At 63.8% G+C, this 12,527-nt stretch carries 15 protein-coding genes; 5 read left to right on the top strand and 10 right to left on the bottom strand.

Features of this window, described 5'->3' with window-relative positions:
* Positions 1-587 precede the first annotated feature (587 nt).
* On the top strand, positions 588-1,049 hold the full coding sequence (locus B5V03_RS40420; protein WP_164988636.1) for a DUF4145 domain-containing protein: 462 nt from the start codon (positions 588-590) through the stop codon (positions 1,047-1,049).
* A 428-nt stretch (positions 1,050-1,477) separates the two neighbouring features.
* Entirely contained in the window at positions 1,478-1,693 is a 216-nt protein-coding gene (locus tag B5V03_RS40415) for a hypothetical protein (RefSeq protein ID WP_129275974.1), read from the top strand.
* A 53-nt stretch (positions 1,694-1,746) separates the two neighbouring features.
* Here the strand turns inward: B5V03_RS40415 and B5V03_RS40410 are convergent, their stop codons facing one another.
* The 3 genes from B5V03_RS40410 to B5V03_RS40400 form a co-directional block, all read right to left on the bottom strand.
* Positions 1,747-2,046: a winged helix-turn-helix domain-containing protein gene (locus B5V03_RS40410; RefSeq protein WP_129275973.1), complete on the bottom strand. Its 300-nt coding sequence runs from the start codon at positions 2,044-2,046 to the stop codon at positions 1,747-1,749.
* A complete protein-coding gene (locus tag B5V03_RS40405; protein ID WP_129275972.1) occupies positions 2,046-2,600 on the bottom strand; it encodes a hypothetical protein in 555 nt (184 codons plus the stop codon). The genes B5V03_RS40410 and B5V03_RS40405 overlap by 1 nt, the downstream gene beginning before the upstream one ends.
* 549 nt (positions 2,601-3,149) lie before the next feature.
* Positions 3,150-4,160, bottom strand: a complete 1,011-nt coding sequence (locus tag B5V03_RS40400) for an alpha/beta hydrolase (protein WP_164988635.1) — start codon at positions 4,158-4,160, stop codon at positions 3,150-3,152.
* Positions 4,161-4,296: 136 nt separating this feature from the next.
* Between B5V03_RS40400 and xseA the strand changes: the two genes are divergently transcribed.
* Entirely contained in the window at positions 4,297-5,919 is a 1,623-nt protein-coding gene (gene xseA, locus B5V03_RS40395) for an exodeoxyribonuclease VII large subunit (protein ID WP_129275971.1), read from the top strand.
* 476 nt (positions 5,920-6,395) lie between these two features.
* On the opposite strand, the gene B5V03_RS41985 is transcribed toward xseA, so the two are convergent.
* Positions 6,396-6,545 carry a hypothetical protein gene (locus tag B5V03_RS41985; RefSeq protein WP_164988634.1) on the bottom strand — a complete coding sequence of 50 codons (150 nt, stop codon included), beginning with the start codon at positions 6,543-6,545 and terminating at the stop codon, positions 6,396-6,398.
* Between the two features lie 183 nt (positions 6,546-6,728).
* On the bottom strand, positions 6,729-7,559 hold the full coding sequence (locus B5V03_RS40385; RefSeq protein ID WP_129275969.1) for a dienelactone hydrolase family protein: 831 nt from the start codon (positions 7,557-7,559) through the stop codon (positions 6,729-6,731).
* A gap of 175 nt (positions 7,560-7,734) precedes the next feature.
* Here B5V03_RS40385 and B5V03_RS40380 point away from each other — a divergent pair, with 175 nt between their 5' ends.
* Positions 7,735-7,962 carry a DUF2093 domain-containing protein gene (locus tag B5V03_RS40380; RefSeq protein ID WP_129275968.1) on the top strand — a complete coding sequence of 76 codons (228 nt, stop codon included), beginning with the start codon at positions 7,735-7,737 and terminating at the stop codon, positions 7,960-7,962.
* A gap of 148 nt (positions 7,963-8,110) precedes the next feature.
* Here the strand turns inward: B5V03_RS40380 and B5V03_RS40375 are convergent, their stop codons facing one another.
* Positions 8,111-8,410 (bottom strand): hypothetical protein, encoded by a 300-nt coding sequence (locus tag B5V03_RS40375; RefSeq protein WP_129275986.1) that lies wholly within the window; start codon positions 8,408-8,410, stop codon positions 8,111-8,113.
* A 382-nt stretch (positions 8,411-8,792) separates the two neighbouring features.
* On the opposite strand from B5V03_RS40375, the gene B5V03_RS41980 reads away from it, so the two are divergent.
* Positions 8,793-8,990 carry a hypothetical protein gene (locus B5V03_RS41980; protein ID WP_245502490.1) on the top strand — a complete coding sequence of 66 codons (198 nt, stop codon included), beginning with the start codon at positions 8,793-8,795 and terminating at the stop codon, positions 8,988-8,990.
* Between the two features lie 275 nt (positions 8,991-9,265).
* Here the strand turns inward: B5V03_RS41980 and lpxK are convergent, their stop codons facing one another.
* Genes lpxK through B5V03_RS40350 form a run of 4 tightly spaced genes read right to left on the bottom strand, consistent with a single transcriptional unit; the run spans position 9,266 to position 12,524 of the window.
* Entirely contained in the window at positions 9,266-10,282 is a 1,017-nt protein-coding gene (gene lpxK / locus B5V03_RS40365) for a tetraacyldisaccharide 4'-kinase (protein ID WP_129275967.1), read from the bottom strand.
* Positions 10,275-11,609 carry a 3-deoxy-D-manno-octulosonic acid transferase gene (locus tag B5V03_RS40360; protein WP_129275966.1) on the bottom strand — a complete coding sequence of 445 codons (1,335 nt, stop codon included), beginning with the start codon at positions 11,607-11,609 and terminating at the stop codon, positions 10,275-10,277. Before B5V03_RS40360 ends, lpxK begins: the two co-directional genes overlap by 8 nt.
* Entirely contained in the window at positions 11,572-12,285 is a 714-nt protein-coding gene (locus B5V03_RS40355) for a lysophospholipid acyltransferase family protein (protein ID WP_129275965.1), read from the bottom strand. The genes B5V03_RS40360 and B5V03_RS40355 overlap by 38 nt, the downstream gene beginning before the upstream one ends.
* The gene (locus B5V03_RS40350; RefSeq protein WP_014491932.1) at positions 12,282-12,524 is read right to left on the bottom strand and encodes a DUF4170 domain-containing protein; all 243 of its coding nucleotides are present in this window, start codon (positions 12,522-12,524) and stop codon (positions 12,282-12,284) included. Before B5V03_RS40350 ends, B5V03_RS40355 begins: the two co-directional genes overlap by 4 nt.
* Positions 12,525-12,527: the final 3 nt, after the last annotated feature.

The raw sequence follows: 12,527 nt of genomic DNA, 5'->3' as shown, positions 1-12,527 counted from the left end.
CGCTTGATCGCCTTCAATTTGTAAGCCGTCGGAAACTGACGCTTCTTTCCTCGTCCTGCCACAGGTCATCCTCGAAATGCCTGTCACTGTAATTATCGTGTCTCACTTCAGGGGTGCAGTCCAGCACTGTCACCGTAATTGGGGCTCACTCCCGGAGGCCGACTTTGTACTGACGCCGTTGGGGCGCGCTCTGATGCGAGCATGTGCATCTGAGAGAAAGCAGGCATCACCAGCGTCCGCGCTGGACGCAGATGATGTTTTGTAATCGGAGCCTATGTGCTCCGGCGCACATAGATGAGGTGCACGTATCTTGGCCCGAAGCATTCTCGGATGTTGGGCAGAACCCGGAGTTTACTCGGCAACCATCGCTATGAAAGCGATCTAAAACAAGGCTACTTAATCAATCTTAAGGACTGTACTTGATGCCCATCATTACCCACATGTGCCCACATTGCTTGACTGATCACATCGGCCTCCGAGTGGTGGCGTTTGCCCCGACTGGAAACCTGAATGGTGTTGCGCATATGGACTGCCCCAAATGTCACATGCCCAGCTGCGCAACGGTAGTGGGCACTGGGCAAGTCCCAATGGCTAATTGGGGAAGCCACGCTGGTGATATTGCTGCCTTCAACTGGGAGGTTAAAAAGTTTTGGCCAGAAGTGCCGGGGCCTATCATACCGGAAGACTTGCCTCCGGACGTGGAGCGAATCTATCTGGCTGCTGAACGCAATTATCCGACTTTCGGTAACGAAGAGCCGGCCGGGGCCATGTATCGTAAAGCACTAGATGTCGGACTTAAAAAGATTGATCCTGAAACCAAAGGCGTCCTTGCCAACAGAATAAAAAAGCTGGCCGACGATGGAAAGCTCACGGCGGATATCCAAGAATGGTCGGGACACATCCGAGTACTTGGCAACGAAGCAGCCCACGATGAGGAACCACCAACAAGAGAAGAGCTTGAAGACTTACGTAGCTTCACGGAAATGGTGATGCGATATTTGTTTACCCTGCCGGCGATGGTAAATGCGCGGAAGCCGCCGAAGGCCTAGCGGTTAATGTAGCGGTTGCTGCAATCGCGCCGGAGCTGAAGCGCTGGCTCAGAGTTGACGCCAGAGATAAAACGGAAATAGCCTCTGTTCCAACGCGAGGTATTAGTGCAGCTCAACCGAGCCATGCATTTTGCGTAAATCTGATATGCACGTGAATCAATATATGATTTTCCGAATTACTTACTGAAACCTTGGCTAACCTCGGCCCTATTCAGTGGAGCAAGCAAAGCTCCCGCAGTAGTCCCTAGTCAAAGTATTCGGTTTGTTAAAAAAGTATTAAAAGGCAGGGTTAGGCGGAGAACTCGGGAATCTCTCTTTCTGTAACAGAATCTCTCAATCGTTCACGGACCCTATTGCTCTTCTCCCGCGCGGGAGTACACAGATTTGTCCGTCGGGACGCCTCAAGAAATCAATGAAGAGGTGTGCCCATGAGCGACGAGACTTCCGACTTCAAGTTTGTTTATCAGGACAAGCATGGCAAGGTTTCCACAAACCGGCCGCAGGTCGTTCAGTGGGCTGTGTCCATTAAGATGGTGCTGCAGGGCTTAGCTGCTGTCATTATGGCTTGCGGCATTACCTGGGCGCTCTATGTGCACGGCGGCTCCTTGGTAAAGATCGCAACCCTTGCATTGGGAAAACTGTGATCATTCGCCGGACAGCGAGTTCGCGGTTTCCTAACTGTACCGATCTCGCCGAGTTACCCCTGCCTCCCCGCAATAATCTCCTGCAACGTCGCCACATGCCGCGCGAACGCGCCGCGTCCGGCAGCCGTCGCGATCACCGTGGTCTGCGGCTTCTTCCCAACAAAGGCCTTCTCCACCGAGACATAGCCGGCCTTGGCCAGCGTCTCGATATGCGCGCCGAGATTGCCGTCGGTGGCACCCGTCAGCTTCTTCAGCCGCGAGAACTCCAGGCCGGCGGACACAGGCAGCGCGTTCAGCGCGGCCATGATCTTCAGCCGCAACGGCTGGTGGATGATGTCGTCGAGCTCGGCCATCAGATCCGCCGCATCCAGAGGCCGCCGAGGATCAGGCCGCCGCCGTTGACGAAGGCCATCCAGAGCGGGAACGCCTCGCCGATGTAAAAGAAGCCGAACAACGTCAGCGCAGAGATGCCGAGACCGATCGCGATGAAGGCGTAGCCGAACCAGAGGCCCGCCAGCATGTAGAACAGCATGAAATAGAGCGGCCAGAACGTCCCCAACTGACGCGGGCCGAAATGGCCGAGGACGTTGGTGCAGAGATAGCCGAAGGCGAAGAACAATGCGAATACCAGCAGCAGCCTGATGTCGAAGCCGGCACCGCGCGGGTGATGCGGCGGATTGAGGAGGCGGAGCGCAACCAGACCGGCGACGCCGACGACGTCAACGCCAACCCAGGCGTAGGCCGCGTAGACCGGCCAGAGCCAGGTCACGAGATTACCCGCGAATACCAGGACGCCCCACCAGATCGCAGCCAGGCTCGCGAGCTCGTAGAGCTGCGATTGCTTGACGCGCTGGACGATGTCGTCGATGTCGGCCAGCGCCGCGGAGGCTTCCTTGCTGTCGATCATGGCGGCTCTTTCAGGTGCGGGGCTGGCGGGTTATGCGCGGTGGCAGCGGAGCAAGCGCCTCGTCCTTCGAGACGACCGCTTGCAGCGGTCTCCTCAGGATGAGGCTGAGGGGCAGCTTTGCCTTTGGATGAGGCTCGGCTGCACCCGTCCCCGTTGAAGCGACCGCCGCAAACTCCGCCCTCATCCTGAGGGCCCGCCGCAGGCGGGCGTCTCGAAGGATGGCCCCGCGCTCGGTGACACATGAGCAAGCGCCTCGTCCTTCGAGACGACCGCTTCGCGGTCTCCTCAGGATGAGGCTCAGCGGCAGTTCTGCCTTTGGATGAAGCTCGGCTGCACCAGTCCCCGTTGAAGCGACCGCCGCAAACTCCGCCCTCATCCTGAGGGCCCGCCGCAGGCGGGCGTCTCGAAGGATGGCCGCGCGCTCGGTGACACCTGAGCGCGCGCCTCGTCCTTCGAGACGACCGCTGCGCGGCCTCCTCAGGATGAGGCTCAGCAGCACCGCGGGGAAGCCGCTTCTACATGCGCTTGGCTTGCCATCAACGGATCGCATCATGACTGCCCTGCCCCGCGCGTGGCGACGTCCTCGGCGATCGCGTCGACCGCCTTCGGGGTGGTGACGATGCCCATGTGGTTGATGCCGTCGAGCAGCTTGACGTCGACCGACGGTTTGATGGCCTGCACGGTCTCCGCATATTTATCGGAGATCATCATCTCGTCCTCGGCGCCGCCGAAGATCGTCATCGGATGCGTGACCGCCGCAAGATCGAGGCGATAGCCGCGCGTCGCGTAATTGCGCATCAGGCGATCGGAATAGGTGGAGACGAGGATCTTCTCCATGTTCGGGCGCACCGCCAGGGCCAGCACAGGGAGCTGCGCGCAGCAGTCGATGCCGAGCTTGCGCAGCGCGGCGAGCCCGAGGAAGCGCGGGATGTCGGCGCTGGCCCAGCCGCCGGAGTTCGGGCGGTTGGTCGGCGCGTCGTAGCCGAGATAGGGCGCGAGCAGCACGGTGCGCACGAACATGTCCTGCATGATCGGCGTCGCGGCGACGCGCAGCGAGAAGCCGGCGCCGGCGGAATGGCCCACTAACGTGAGCGGCAGATCGGGCGCGGTCTTGCGCACTTCGGCAACGAAATCGACGAGGTCGTCCTCGAGCTGGCCGACATAACCGATGTCGCCGCGGGTGCCCGAGCCGCCGTGGCCGCGGATGTCGAGCGCCCAGGTCTCCACCCCGCGCGCTGACATCGCATGGGTCAGCGCGTGGTTGACGGTGCCGCTGGAGCCGGAGGAGCCGTGGATGAAGATCGCACCACGGCCGCTCGCCGGCCCGTTCGGGGCGTAGTGGCGGAAGCCGAGCCAGGTGCCGTCGCGGGCCTGGAAGCGCTCCAGCGGCGGGAGAGTGGACCAGTCGATCCCCTTGGATGAGTCGGAGACCGACCGCATCTCGGGCGGCCGCTGCAGCGGCGTCGCGATCATCGCGGCGAGGATAAGCGCCACGCCGCCGACCGCACACAGGGCCCATTTCAGTCCGTTCAACACGCCGCGCAGCAGCCGGATCGCCATGACCTACTCCCGTCAACCTGACCAACAATAGAGAACTCTATATTACAGAGTACTCTCCTGATCAATCCCCGGATTGGCGCTTGCTTGCGAAAATCCTTAACGTCGGGTCTGACCCCAACATGCCGAATCGTTTGCGATGCCGCCTGCGGAACAACTGAACAACGCGCCCGAATTCACCGTCTCCGAGCTCTCCCAGTCCCTGAAGCGGACGGTGGAGGACACCTATGGCCATGTCCGGGTCCGCGGCGAGATCTCCGGATTTCGCGGCGCCCATTCCTCCGGCCATTGCTATTTCGCGCTGAAGGACGAGAGCGCCAAGATCGAGGCGGTGATCTGGAAGGGCGTGCACGGCCGCATGCGCTTCAAGCCCCAGGAGGGGCTCGAGGTCATCGCCACCGGCAAGCTCACGACCTATCCGGGCTCCTCGAAGTACCAGATCGTGATCGAGGCGCTGGAGCCCGCCGGCATCGGCGCGCTGATGGCGCTGATGGAGGAGCGCAAGAAGAAGCTCGCCGCTGAGGGCCTGTTCGACGAAGCGCGCAAACAGCTGCTGCCCTGGCTGCCGGAGGTGATCGGCGTCGTGACCTCGCCGACCGGCGCGGTGATCCGCGACATCCTGCACCGGCTGGAGGACCGCTTTCCCCGCCATGTGCTGGTGTGGCCGGTGAAGGTGCAGGGCGAAGGCTCGGCCGAGCAGGTCGCGGCCGCGATCCGCGGCTTCAACGCGCTGCCCGAGGGCGGCAAGATTCCGCGGCCAGATGTTCTGATCGTCGCGCGCGGCGGCGGCTCGCTGGAGGACCTCTGGTCGTTCAACGAGGAGATCGTGGTGCGGGCGGCGGCCGAGAGCATGATCCCGCTGATCTCGGCGGTGGGGCATGAGACCGACATCACGCTGATCGACTTCGTCGCCGACAAGCGCGCGCCGACGCCGACGGCGGCAGCCGAGATGGCGGTGCCGGTGCGCAGCGATCTCTTCGTCGAGGTCGCCGATCTCGCACGGCGCACCCGCGCCTGTTGGCAACGTGGCCACGAACACCGGCGCAGCGAGCTGCGCGCTGCCGCGCGTGCGCTGCCTGCGGCCGGCGATCTGCTGGCGATCCCGCGGCAGCGGCTGGATTCGGCAGGCAGCGCCCTGCCCCGCGGCCTCAAGGCCAACACGCATGCGCATTTCCGCAGGTTCACCGCAGCAAGCGCAAAACTGACGCTGCGGGTGCTGCACGGTCAGATCTCGCAGGCCGATCACCGGCTCACCGTGTGCGGCGAGCGGCTCGGCCTGTCCGCACGCTCGCTGCTGCGGCGGCGGCGCGATCGTTTTGCCGGGCTGGAGGTGCGGCTGCGCGCCTCAAAGCTCTCCAATGCGCAGGCGCAGCGGAACGTCATCGCCCGCCAGCGCGAGCGCACGCATCGTCTGGCCGAGCGCGCCAATCGCGCGCTGGTCACGCTGCTGCAACGGCTCGATGCCCGCGTCGAGAACCGCGGCAAGCTGCTCTCCGCGTTGTCCTATCGCGGCGTGCTCGCGCGCGGCTTTGCACTGGTGCGGGACGAAGCGGGGCATCCGCTGCATTCGGCGGATGCAATCGGGCCCGGTGCGCGCGTCGAGATCGAGTTTGCGGATGGACGTGTGGGAGCGACCGCGGATGCGGATCGTGCAGCGCCGACGGCAAAGCGTGCGCCGGCGCAGCCTAAGCCGGCCGCGCAGGAGACAAGACCCGCGCCGAAGCGCGTGGCCAAGCCGGTGGATCAGGGCAGTTTGTTCTGAGGCTCGCGGGCGCCGCTCCGCGTTCGCTGTCATTCCCCGCGCAGGCGGGGAATCCAGTACGCCGCAGCTTCTCGGTGAACCACAGACGTCTCGGCGTACTGGATCGCCCGGTCAAGTGTTCAGACCGGGCGATGACAGCGAGTATGGGGAGACGCGCGTGCCACAAACCCGTCATTGCGAGGAGCTCTTGCGACGAAGCAATCCAGAGTCCCTCCGCGGAAAGATTCTGGATTGCTTCGCTTCGCTCGCAATGACGTGGAGGGAGCGCGTGGCCAAGTGCGCACGAACGCCGCTATCCCAGCATTCTGAGTGCCAGCCCGTCATCCTGAGGTGCTCGCGTCGTGAGCCTCGAAGGATGAACGGCCGCGATGCAGCCGGGCCGTCGCCCTTCGAGGGCCGCTGAAGAAGCGGCCACCTCCAGCGACAACGGCTACGCCGTTGCGCGGGGGTGACGGTGATGGATTAGACCGTCGCACCTACCGGCAGGACAATCCCGCGTCGATCGTGGTCCAGAAGCCGCAATGTTCCGGCGCGACCATGGGCGCGCCGGCGTGGGCTTCGAACAGGAAGACCGCGACGGTGAAGACGATGAAGGCGGAGGAGAACAGGACGAAGCGGTTGCGCATGAATGATGCGTTTAATCGACATCGTGGTCGAACTAAGGCGTGGCCACGCGTTGAAACCACAGCAACGCGCGATCCGTAGTTTTCCGGTCGGCCATCACAGCCGTGCAGGGCGGTGGTCGATGCGGGGCTGTCCGCCGTTGTTCCTCGGGCGGCCCCGCTTTTGCGTGGGCTACGGCACCGTCGCTACCGCGCCAGCCACTCCGCGACGTCCTTCTGCGACTCCGCGCGGGCGACCGCATCGGTGCCGAGATGGCCGTGCTCGGGCGCGGCGGCGTCGCTGCTGGCGCTCGCTGCGTGCAGCGGCGTGTTGGCGCGGTCGAAATCGTGATAGGCGCCGGGATAGACGACAATGCGCGTGAGCGCGCTGCGGCCGTGTGCGCCGTCGACCATCTGGCGGCAGGCCGGCGGCGACGAGACGTCGTCATTGGCGCCGATCAGCACCAGGGTCGGCACCCGCGCGCTCCACCCCAAACCGGCGGAGATCCGGCAATCCGGATAGAACGCGATCGCGGCACGGAAATCCGGACCCTGATCACGCGCGGCGCTTTGCGGACGCACCGCCCAGAGCAGCGCGCTGGCGCCGTTGGCCCAGCCGATCAGGCTGACGCGGTCGCGCGCCACCCAATTCTGTTTCATCAGCCAGGCGCGCGAAGCCGCGATGTCGGCGACCCGCTCGCGTCGCGCCTTGACGTGCATCTCCTTGACGCGGCATTGCGGCCCGAGCTCGCGCGAGCCGTAGCTGTCGGGCAGCAGCACGGCATTGCCGGATTTGAGCAGCCGCTCGGCCCAGTCGCGATAGCGCGGCAGCACGGGATCGGCATGACCGCCGAGGCCGCCGCAGCCATGCAGCGCGATCACGGTCGGGAACGGCCCCTCGCCCGCGGGCTTGAACAGCTGCGCGTGCAGGGTCCCGGAGGCGAGCGGGATCTCGACCTGATGCGGCGCCGTCTCCGGCGCGGCGCGCGCGGCCGACATCAGCAGCATCAGGAACAAGGCGGTCAATCGAAGGCGCATGAGTCTCTGCCACAGGAGCCCTCGCCGAGCACTATCATGCGGGAACGGCGCCAAAACATCACAAACCGGTGGGTTTACCGGGCGGACAAGCCACCCTATCTATGCTACATCCCGTCCAACACATCGTGCCCTCCAGGTTCTTCCTGGAAGCGGCCTTCCACGGAGACTTTCGACCGTGCTGAACAAGTTCGGCTCTTCCGGCCATGGCGAAGCGCAGGTGCAATATCTCGACGGCGATTTCCGCGTGATCTCGCCGGGGACTTTCGTTCGCTGCGCCATCACCGACACGCGGATTCCGCTCGATGAGTTGAAGTACTGGAGCGTGGATTTGCAGGAAGCCTACGCCACGCCTGCTGCGGTGCTGCAGCGGCATTTTCCGAGCGCGCCGAAGCCGCAGCAATGATCTCGTAGACCTCGGAGAGCCTTCGGCTCCCGTGGGGTGGGCAAAGGCGCGATGCGCGGTGCCCACCATCTCGTCATGACCACGACGAAGAACGTGGGCACGCGTTGCTTTGCCCACCCTACGGCAGCGAGTTCGTGGCATCGTTCGGCTATTGCTGCTCCGTGCCATCGCCGCCCACGCAGGTCTTGATAAAGGTCTTCCGCGCTTCACCAACGACTTTCTGATCGATCGCCTGCTTCAGGCAATCGAGCCGCGCCTGGGCCAGGCAGAGCTGCATCTGGTCGCGCTTGTCCTGTCCCTTCAGATTTTGCGCCGAGCCGAGACACGTCACGCGCTTGGTCGCGGGAACCGGCACTGTGGTGGTTGGCGCAGCCGGCGGCGTCGTTTGTGCAAACACGGGCGCAATGATCAGACACACAAGACCGGCGGCGGCTAAGGACAGTTTCATCGAATTCTCCTGGTCGATTGAAACCGATAGGCATGTTGCGATGAATGTCGCCTGAATGGCGGGCCGCTGCAGGGATCCGCGTTGCATCGAACAGTGCTTGCACTCCGTGGTTAGTCATTTCGCGTTGAGGTTGGAATCTTTGTTGCAGTCGGCGCCCTCAAGTTGTTTGACGAAGTCTTGGTGAAACAGAGGGCTGCTATATTGCATCTTAGGTAATTAGCCCTGCTCTTTTTAATCGCACAGACAATCAAGCCAACCAAACGGCCTTTGAGATTTAAAGTTGGCGCAGTCTGTGAACGGGCTCATATCGAAGAGCCACCTGACGGGCTACGATCACCTCGAAAATTCGCGGTGGAATTATCTGTAGATCGAAAGTCAAACGATGGGGGTGATCATGCCCACCATACTAGACCTGCTCTATCGTGAATATTGCCGCGCCCGCCTCGCTGAAATGCGGAAACAGCTTTTGATCGCAGCTGAACGCTCCGAGGCTCTCGAAATGCATCATCAGCCTGCGGATCAGGGTGAAGACGAGAGGACGGACGCACAACGCAAGACCGGTCGCGGCGTGCCGAATTGAAGTGGCCCCAAGACCGGCGATCTCTCCCGCGTAGCAGTGACCAAGCAATTGGCGACAGTTTGGGAGTGAGCAATGAATACACCCGAATGCTATACTGTCGTGGTGGCCTGCGTCTCGTGCCTGACCATTATCGGATTGATGGCCGTTGGCGCGTGGTGAGCATGACCGACTGCTGAACCGCGATCGCAGGCCGTTACCGAGGCTGCCGGAGCTTCGGAATCAGAACCGAAGCTTTGGATCCGGATGTCAGCTTCCGGCGATCCCTCGCGGGATTCTCATCGGCGGCCGAATCTTCGCTCACGCGCCTTGAAGAGATGATCGCTGATCAATTGCCGGAGCGCGGCCGGATCGTCGAACTCGAGCTGGACGGCGAACGGCACGATGCCGTCAGGCACATCGTCACGGCCGCGCAGACGCGCCAGATCCTTTTCCGTCGTCACCAGCGTGAGCTGCTCGCGCGCAGCGTCCGCCGCCATCGCGGCGATCTCCTCGCGCGAGAACATGTGATGATCGGCGAAGGGGCGCGTGCGTGCAACCTCGATGCCGCCGGCACGCAGGGTGCGGAAGAAGCGCTCGGGATCACCGATGCCGGCGAAGGCGAAAACCGGTTTGCCGAACAGCTGCGCGAGCGAGGCCGCATCCGGCTTCAGCCGCGCGCGCAGCTCCGGCTTGTTGCGCTTGGCAAGCTCGGCCGCGACATCGTTGGCGGCGCGGCCGTCGCCGATCAGCACCAGCGCGTCGGTGCGCGCGAACTGCGCCCTCAAGGGCGCACGCAAAGGACCTGCCGGAAACACCTTGCCGTTGCCGAGGCCGCGCTCGCTGTCGATCACGATCAGCGAGGTATCCTTCAAAAGAGCCGGGTTCTGGAAGCCGTCGTCCATCAGGATCACGGTGGCGCCTTGCGACTTCGCGAGCGCCACGCCTTCGAGGCGGTCATGCGCGACCGCGACGGGGACGTCGCGCACCATCATCAACGGCTCGTCGCCGATATCGGCGGCGGTGTGACGCGCGCGGTCGACCATGACCGGGCCCTTGAGGCGCCCGCCATAGCCGCGGCTGAGCACCACCGGCGTCTCGCCGAGCTCGCGCAACAGCTTGGTCAGCGCCAGCACGGTCGGTGTCTTGCCGGCACCGCCGACATGGTAATTGCCGACGCAGATCACGGGGATGCCGGCGTCAAACCCCTGACGCGCCATCCGCCGCGCAGTGATCGCGCCGTAGAGCGCGCCGAGGGGACTGAGGAGATGCGACTTCGGGGAACGCGGCCGGTACCAGAAGGCCGGCTCACGCATTGGCGGCTCCCATCTCGATCCGCAATTGCAGCAGATAGGGCTCGAGCGCGGTCATGGTGCGGTTGAGCGCGCCGCCGAGATCCTCGACCACGCCGTGACCAGCGCGCTGCATCTTGTCGCGCATCGCGGGATCGGCCAGCAACTGGCCGAGCTGCTTGACCAGTGTCTCCTGCGTGTCGGCCTGGCGCGCGCCGCCGCTGGCGTCGAGCGCCGCGTAGACATCGGTGAAATTGAAAACGTGCGGACCATGGACGATGGCGGCGCCGAGCTTGATCGCCTCGATCGGATTCTGGCCGCCATGGTGGATCAGCGAGCCGCCCATGAACACGATCGGCGAGAGGCGATAGAACAGGCCGAGCTCGCCCATGGTGTCGGCGACATAGACGTCGGTCGCAGCCGTCGGCAGTTCTTCGCGCGAACGCGAGGCGGGTTTCAGGCCGGATGCCATGATCATGCCGGAGATCTGGGAGCCGCGATCCGGATGGCGCGGCACGATCACGGTCAAAAGCTGCGGGAAGAAACCGACGAGGCTGCGATGCGCCGCGACCAGCATCTCGTCCTCGCCCGGATGGGTCGAGGCCGCGACGATGATCGGACGGCCGCGCGTCATCGCCATCAGCCGTTCGAGTTTTGCAGGGTCCGCCGGCGGCGCCGGCACGTCGAGCTTGAGATTGCCCGTGGTGACGACGTCGCGGCCGCCGAGCGCAGAGTAGCGCTCCGCGTCCGTCTTCGACTGCGCCAGACAAATATCGAAACGCGACAGCAGCGCCGAGATGGTGCCGTACATGCGCCGCCAGCGCGGGAAGGAACGCGGCGACATCCGCCCGTTGATCAGCACCATCGGCACCCGGCGCGCCGCGCCCGCCAGGATCAGGTTCGGCCACAGATCTGATTCGATGAACAGCGCCAGCGACGGCTTCCAATGGTCGAGGAAACGCGCAACGTAGCGCGGGGAATCATACGGCACGTATTGATGGATGACGTCGGGCGGAAAGCGCTTTGCCACCACGGCGGCCGAGGTGACGGTGCCTGACGTGAGCAGGATGCGCAGGTTCAGATCGCGCAGCCGCTCGATCAGCGCGGCGGCGGCGAGCACCTCGCCGACGCTGGCGCCGTGGATCCACACTAGCGGGCCATGCGGCCGCACGTCCCGGCTCAGGCCGCGCCGCTCGCCGACGCGCGCTGGATCTTCCTTGCCCTGCTTCAGCCGCCGCTTGATCAGCACAGGCGCCAGCGGCACCAGCCCGGCGGCCAGGCGCTGGTACATCCGCAGCGTCATCGGCAGCGCATTAGACATCTTCAGGTCCCGGGCGGCCGAGCTGCGCATAGGCGCGGCGGGTCGCTTCGTTCAACGTGTCTTCCAGCTCCTGCCGCAGCGTTTCCATCATGGCAGCGTCGGCATCCGGCGGCACGTTGATTTCCTTGATGCCCACCAATGCGCCCCGCCCGAACGGCAGATTGATGGTGGTGCGGTCCCAGTTCTTGAGCCGGATGAAGCGGCTGGTCGCCATCGCGAAAGGCATGATCGGTCGCCCCGATTCTCGTGCCAGCATGATGATGCCGAGGCCCGCCACGCGCGAGCGCTTGGGGACATCGGCGGTCAGCGCGACATTACAACCGTCCTGCAGCGTCCGCACCATTTCCTTGAAGGCGCCGACGCCACCTTTGCGGTGAAAGGCGCCGCCGTGATCCCCGGATCCCCGGATCGTGCCGATGCCGAGCCGCTCGGCGGCAATGGCGTTGAACTCGCCATCGCGGTGCCGGGAGATCAGGACCCTGGCCTTGTAGGAGTCCTTGTTCTTGATGAAGGGGGTGAGGAAGTGCTGGCCGTGCCAGAAGGCGAAGATCCCCGGGATCTGCGGCTCGACGATGTCATAGACATCGGGCGGATCGAACGTGAATTTGTTGGTCCGCCAGACAAAGCGCAGATATTCGGCCGCCAGGACCCCGACGGCACGCTGAACGAAGCTGCTTCGCAGCGTATTGCGAAGCAGTTTTTTCAACGCGCCGGTTCTTGATTCGGGTCGAGCAGGCGGTGGAGATGGACGATGAAATAGCGCATCTGCGCATTGTCGACCGTGCTCTGCGCCTTGGCACGCCACGCGACGTGAGCGGATGCGTAGTTCGGATAGAGGCCGACGATCTCGACGTCGTCCAGGTTCTTGAAGGTGTTGTGCTCGAGATCGAGCAGCTCGCCACCAATCACGAGATGAAGCAGTTGTTGCGGGGCACTATCTGGCATGGG

Origin of the sequence: Bradyrhizobium betae (assembly GCF_004123905.1) — a bacterium.
GTDB classification, from domain to species: Bacteria; Pseudomonadota; Alphaproteobacteria; order Rhizobiales; family Xanthobacteraceae; genus Bradyrhizobium; species Bradyrhizobium betae_A.
The sequence above is the reverse complement of the archived record's forward strand: the minus strand, read 5'-3'. Positions and strand labels throughout refer to the sequence as shown.

Coding starts and splice junctions, on each gene's coding strand:
- B5V03_RS40420 (WP_164988636.1), top strand. CDS start 588: ATGGCTAATTGGGGAAGCCACGCTGGTGATATTGCTGCCTTCAACTGG.
- B5V03_RS40415 (WP_129275974.1), top strand. CDS start 1,478: ATGAGCGACGAGACTTCCGACTTCAAGTTTGTTTATCAGGACAAGCAT.
- B5V03_RS40410 (WP_129275973.1), bottom strand. CDS start 2,046: ATGGCCGAGCTCGACGACATCATCCACCAGCCGTTGCGGCTGAAGATC.
- B5V03_RS40405 (WP_129275972.1), bottom strand. CDS start 2,600: ATGATCGACAGCAAGGAAGCCTCCGCGGCGCTGGCCGACATCGACGAC.
- B5V03_RS40400 (WP_164988635.1), bottom strand. CDS start 4,160: ATGGCGATCCGGCTGCTGCGCGGCGTGTTGAACGGACTGAAATGGGCC.
- xseA (WP_129275971.1), top strand. CDS start 4,297: ATGCCGCCTGCGGAACAACTGAACAACGCGCCCGAATTCACCGTCTCC.
- B5V03_RS41985 (WP_164988634.1), bottom strand. CDS start 6,545: ATGCGCAACCGCTTCGTCCTGTTCTCCTCCGCCTTCATCGTCTTCACC.
- B5V03_RS40385 (WP_129275969.1), bottom strand. CDS start 7,559: ATGCGCCTTCGATTGACCGCCTTGTTCCTGATGCTGCTGATGTCGGCC.
- B5V03_RS40375 (WP_129275986.1), bottom strand. CDS start 8,410: ATGAAACTGTCCTTAGCCGCCGCCGGTCTTGTGTGTCTGATCATTGCG.
- B5V03_RS41980 (WP_245502490.1), top strand. CDS start 8,793: ATGGGGGTGATCATGCCCACCATACTAGACCTGCTCTATCGTGAATAT.
- lpxK (WP_129275967.1), bottom strand. CDS start 10,282: ATGCGTGAGCCGGCCTTCTGGTACCGGCCGCGTTCCCCGAAGTCGCAT.
- B5V03_RS40360 (WP_129275966.1), bottom strand. CDS start 11,609: ATGCGCAGCTCGGCCGCCCGGGACCTGAAGATGTCTAATGCGCTGCCG.
- B5V03_RS40350 (WP_014491932.1), bottom strand. CDS start 12,524: ATGCCAGATAGTGCCCCGCAACAACTGCTTCATCTCGTGATTGGTGGC.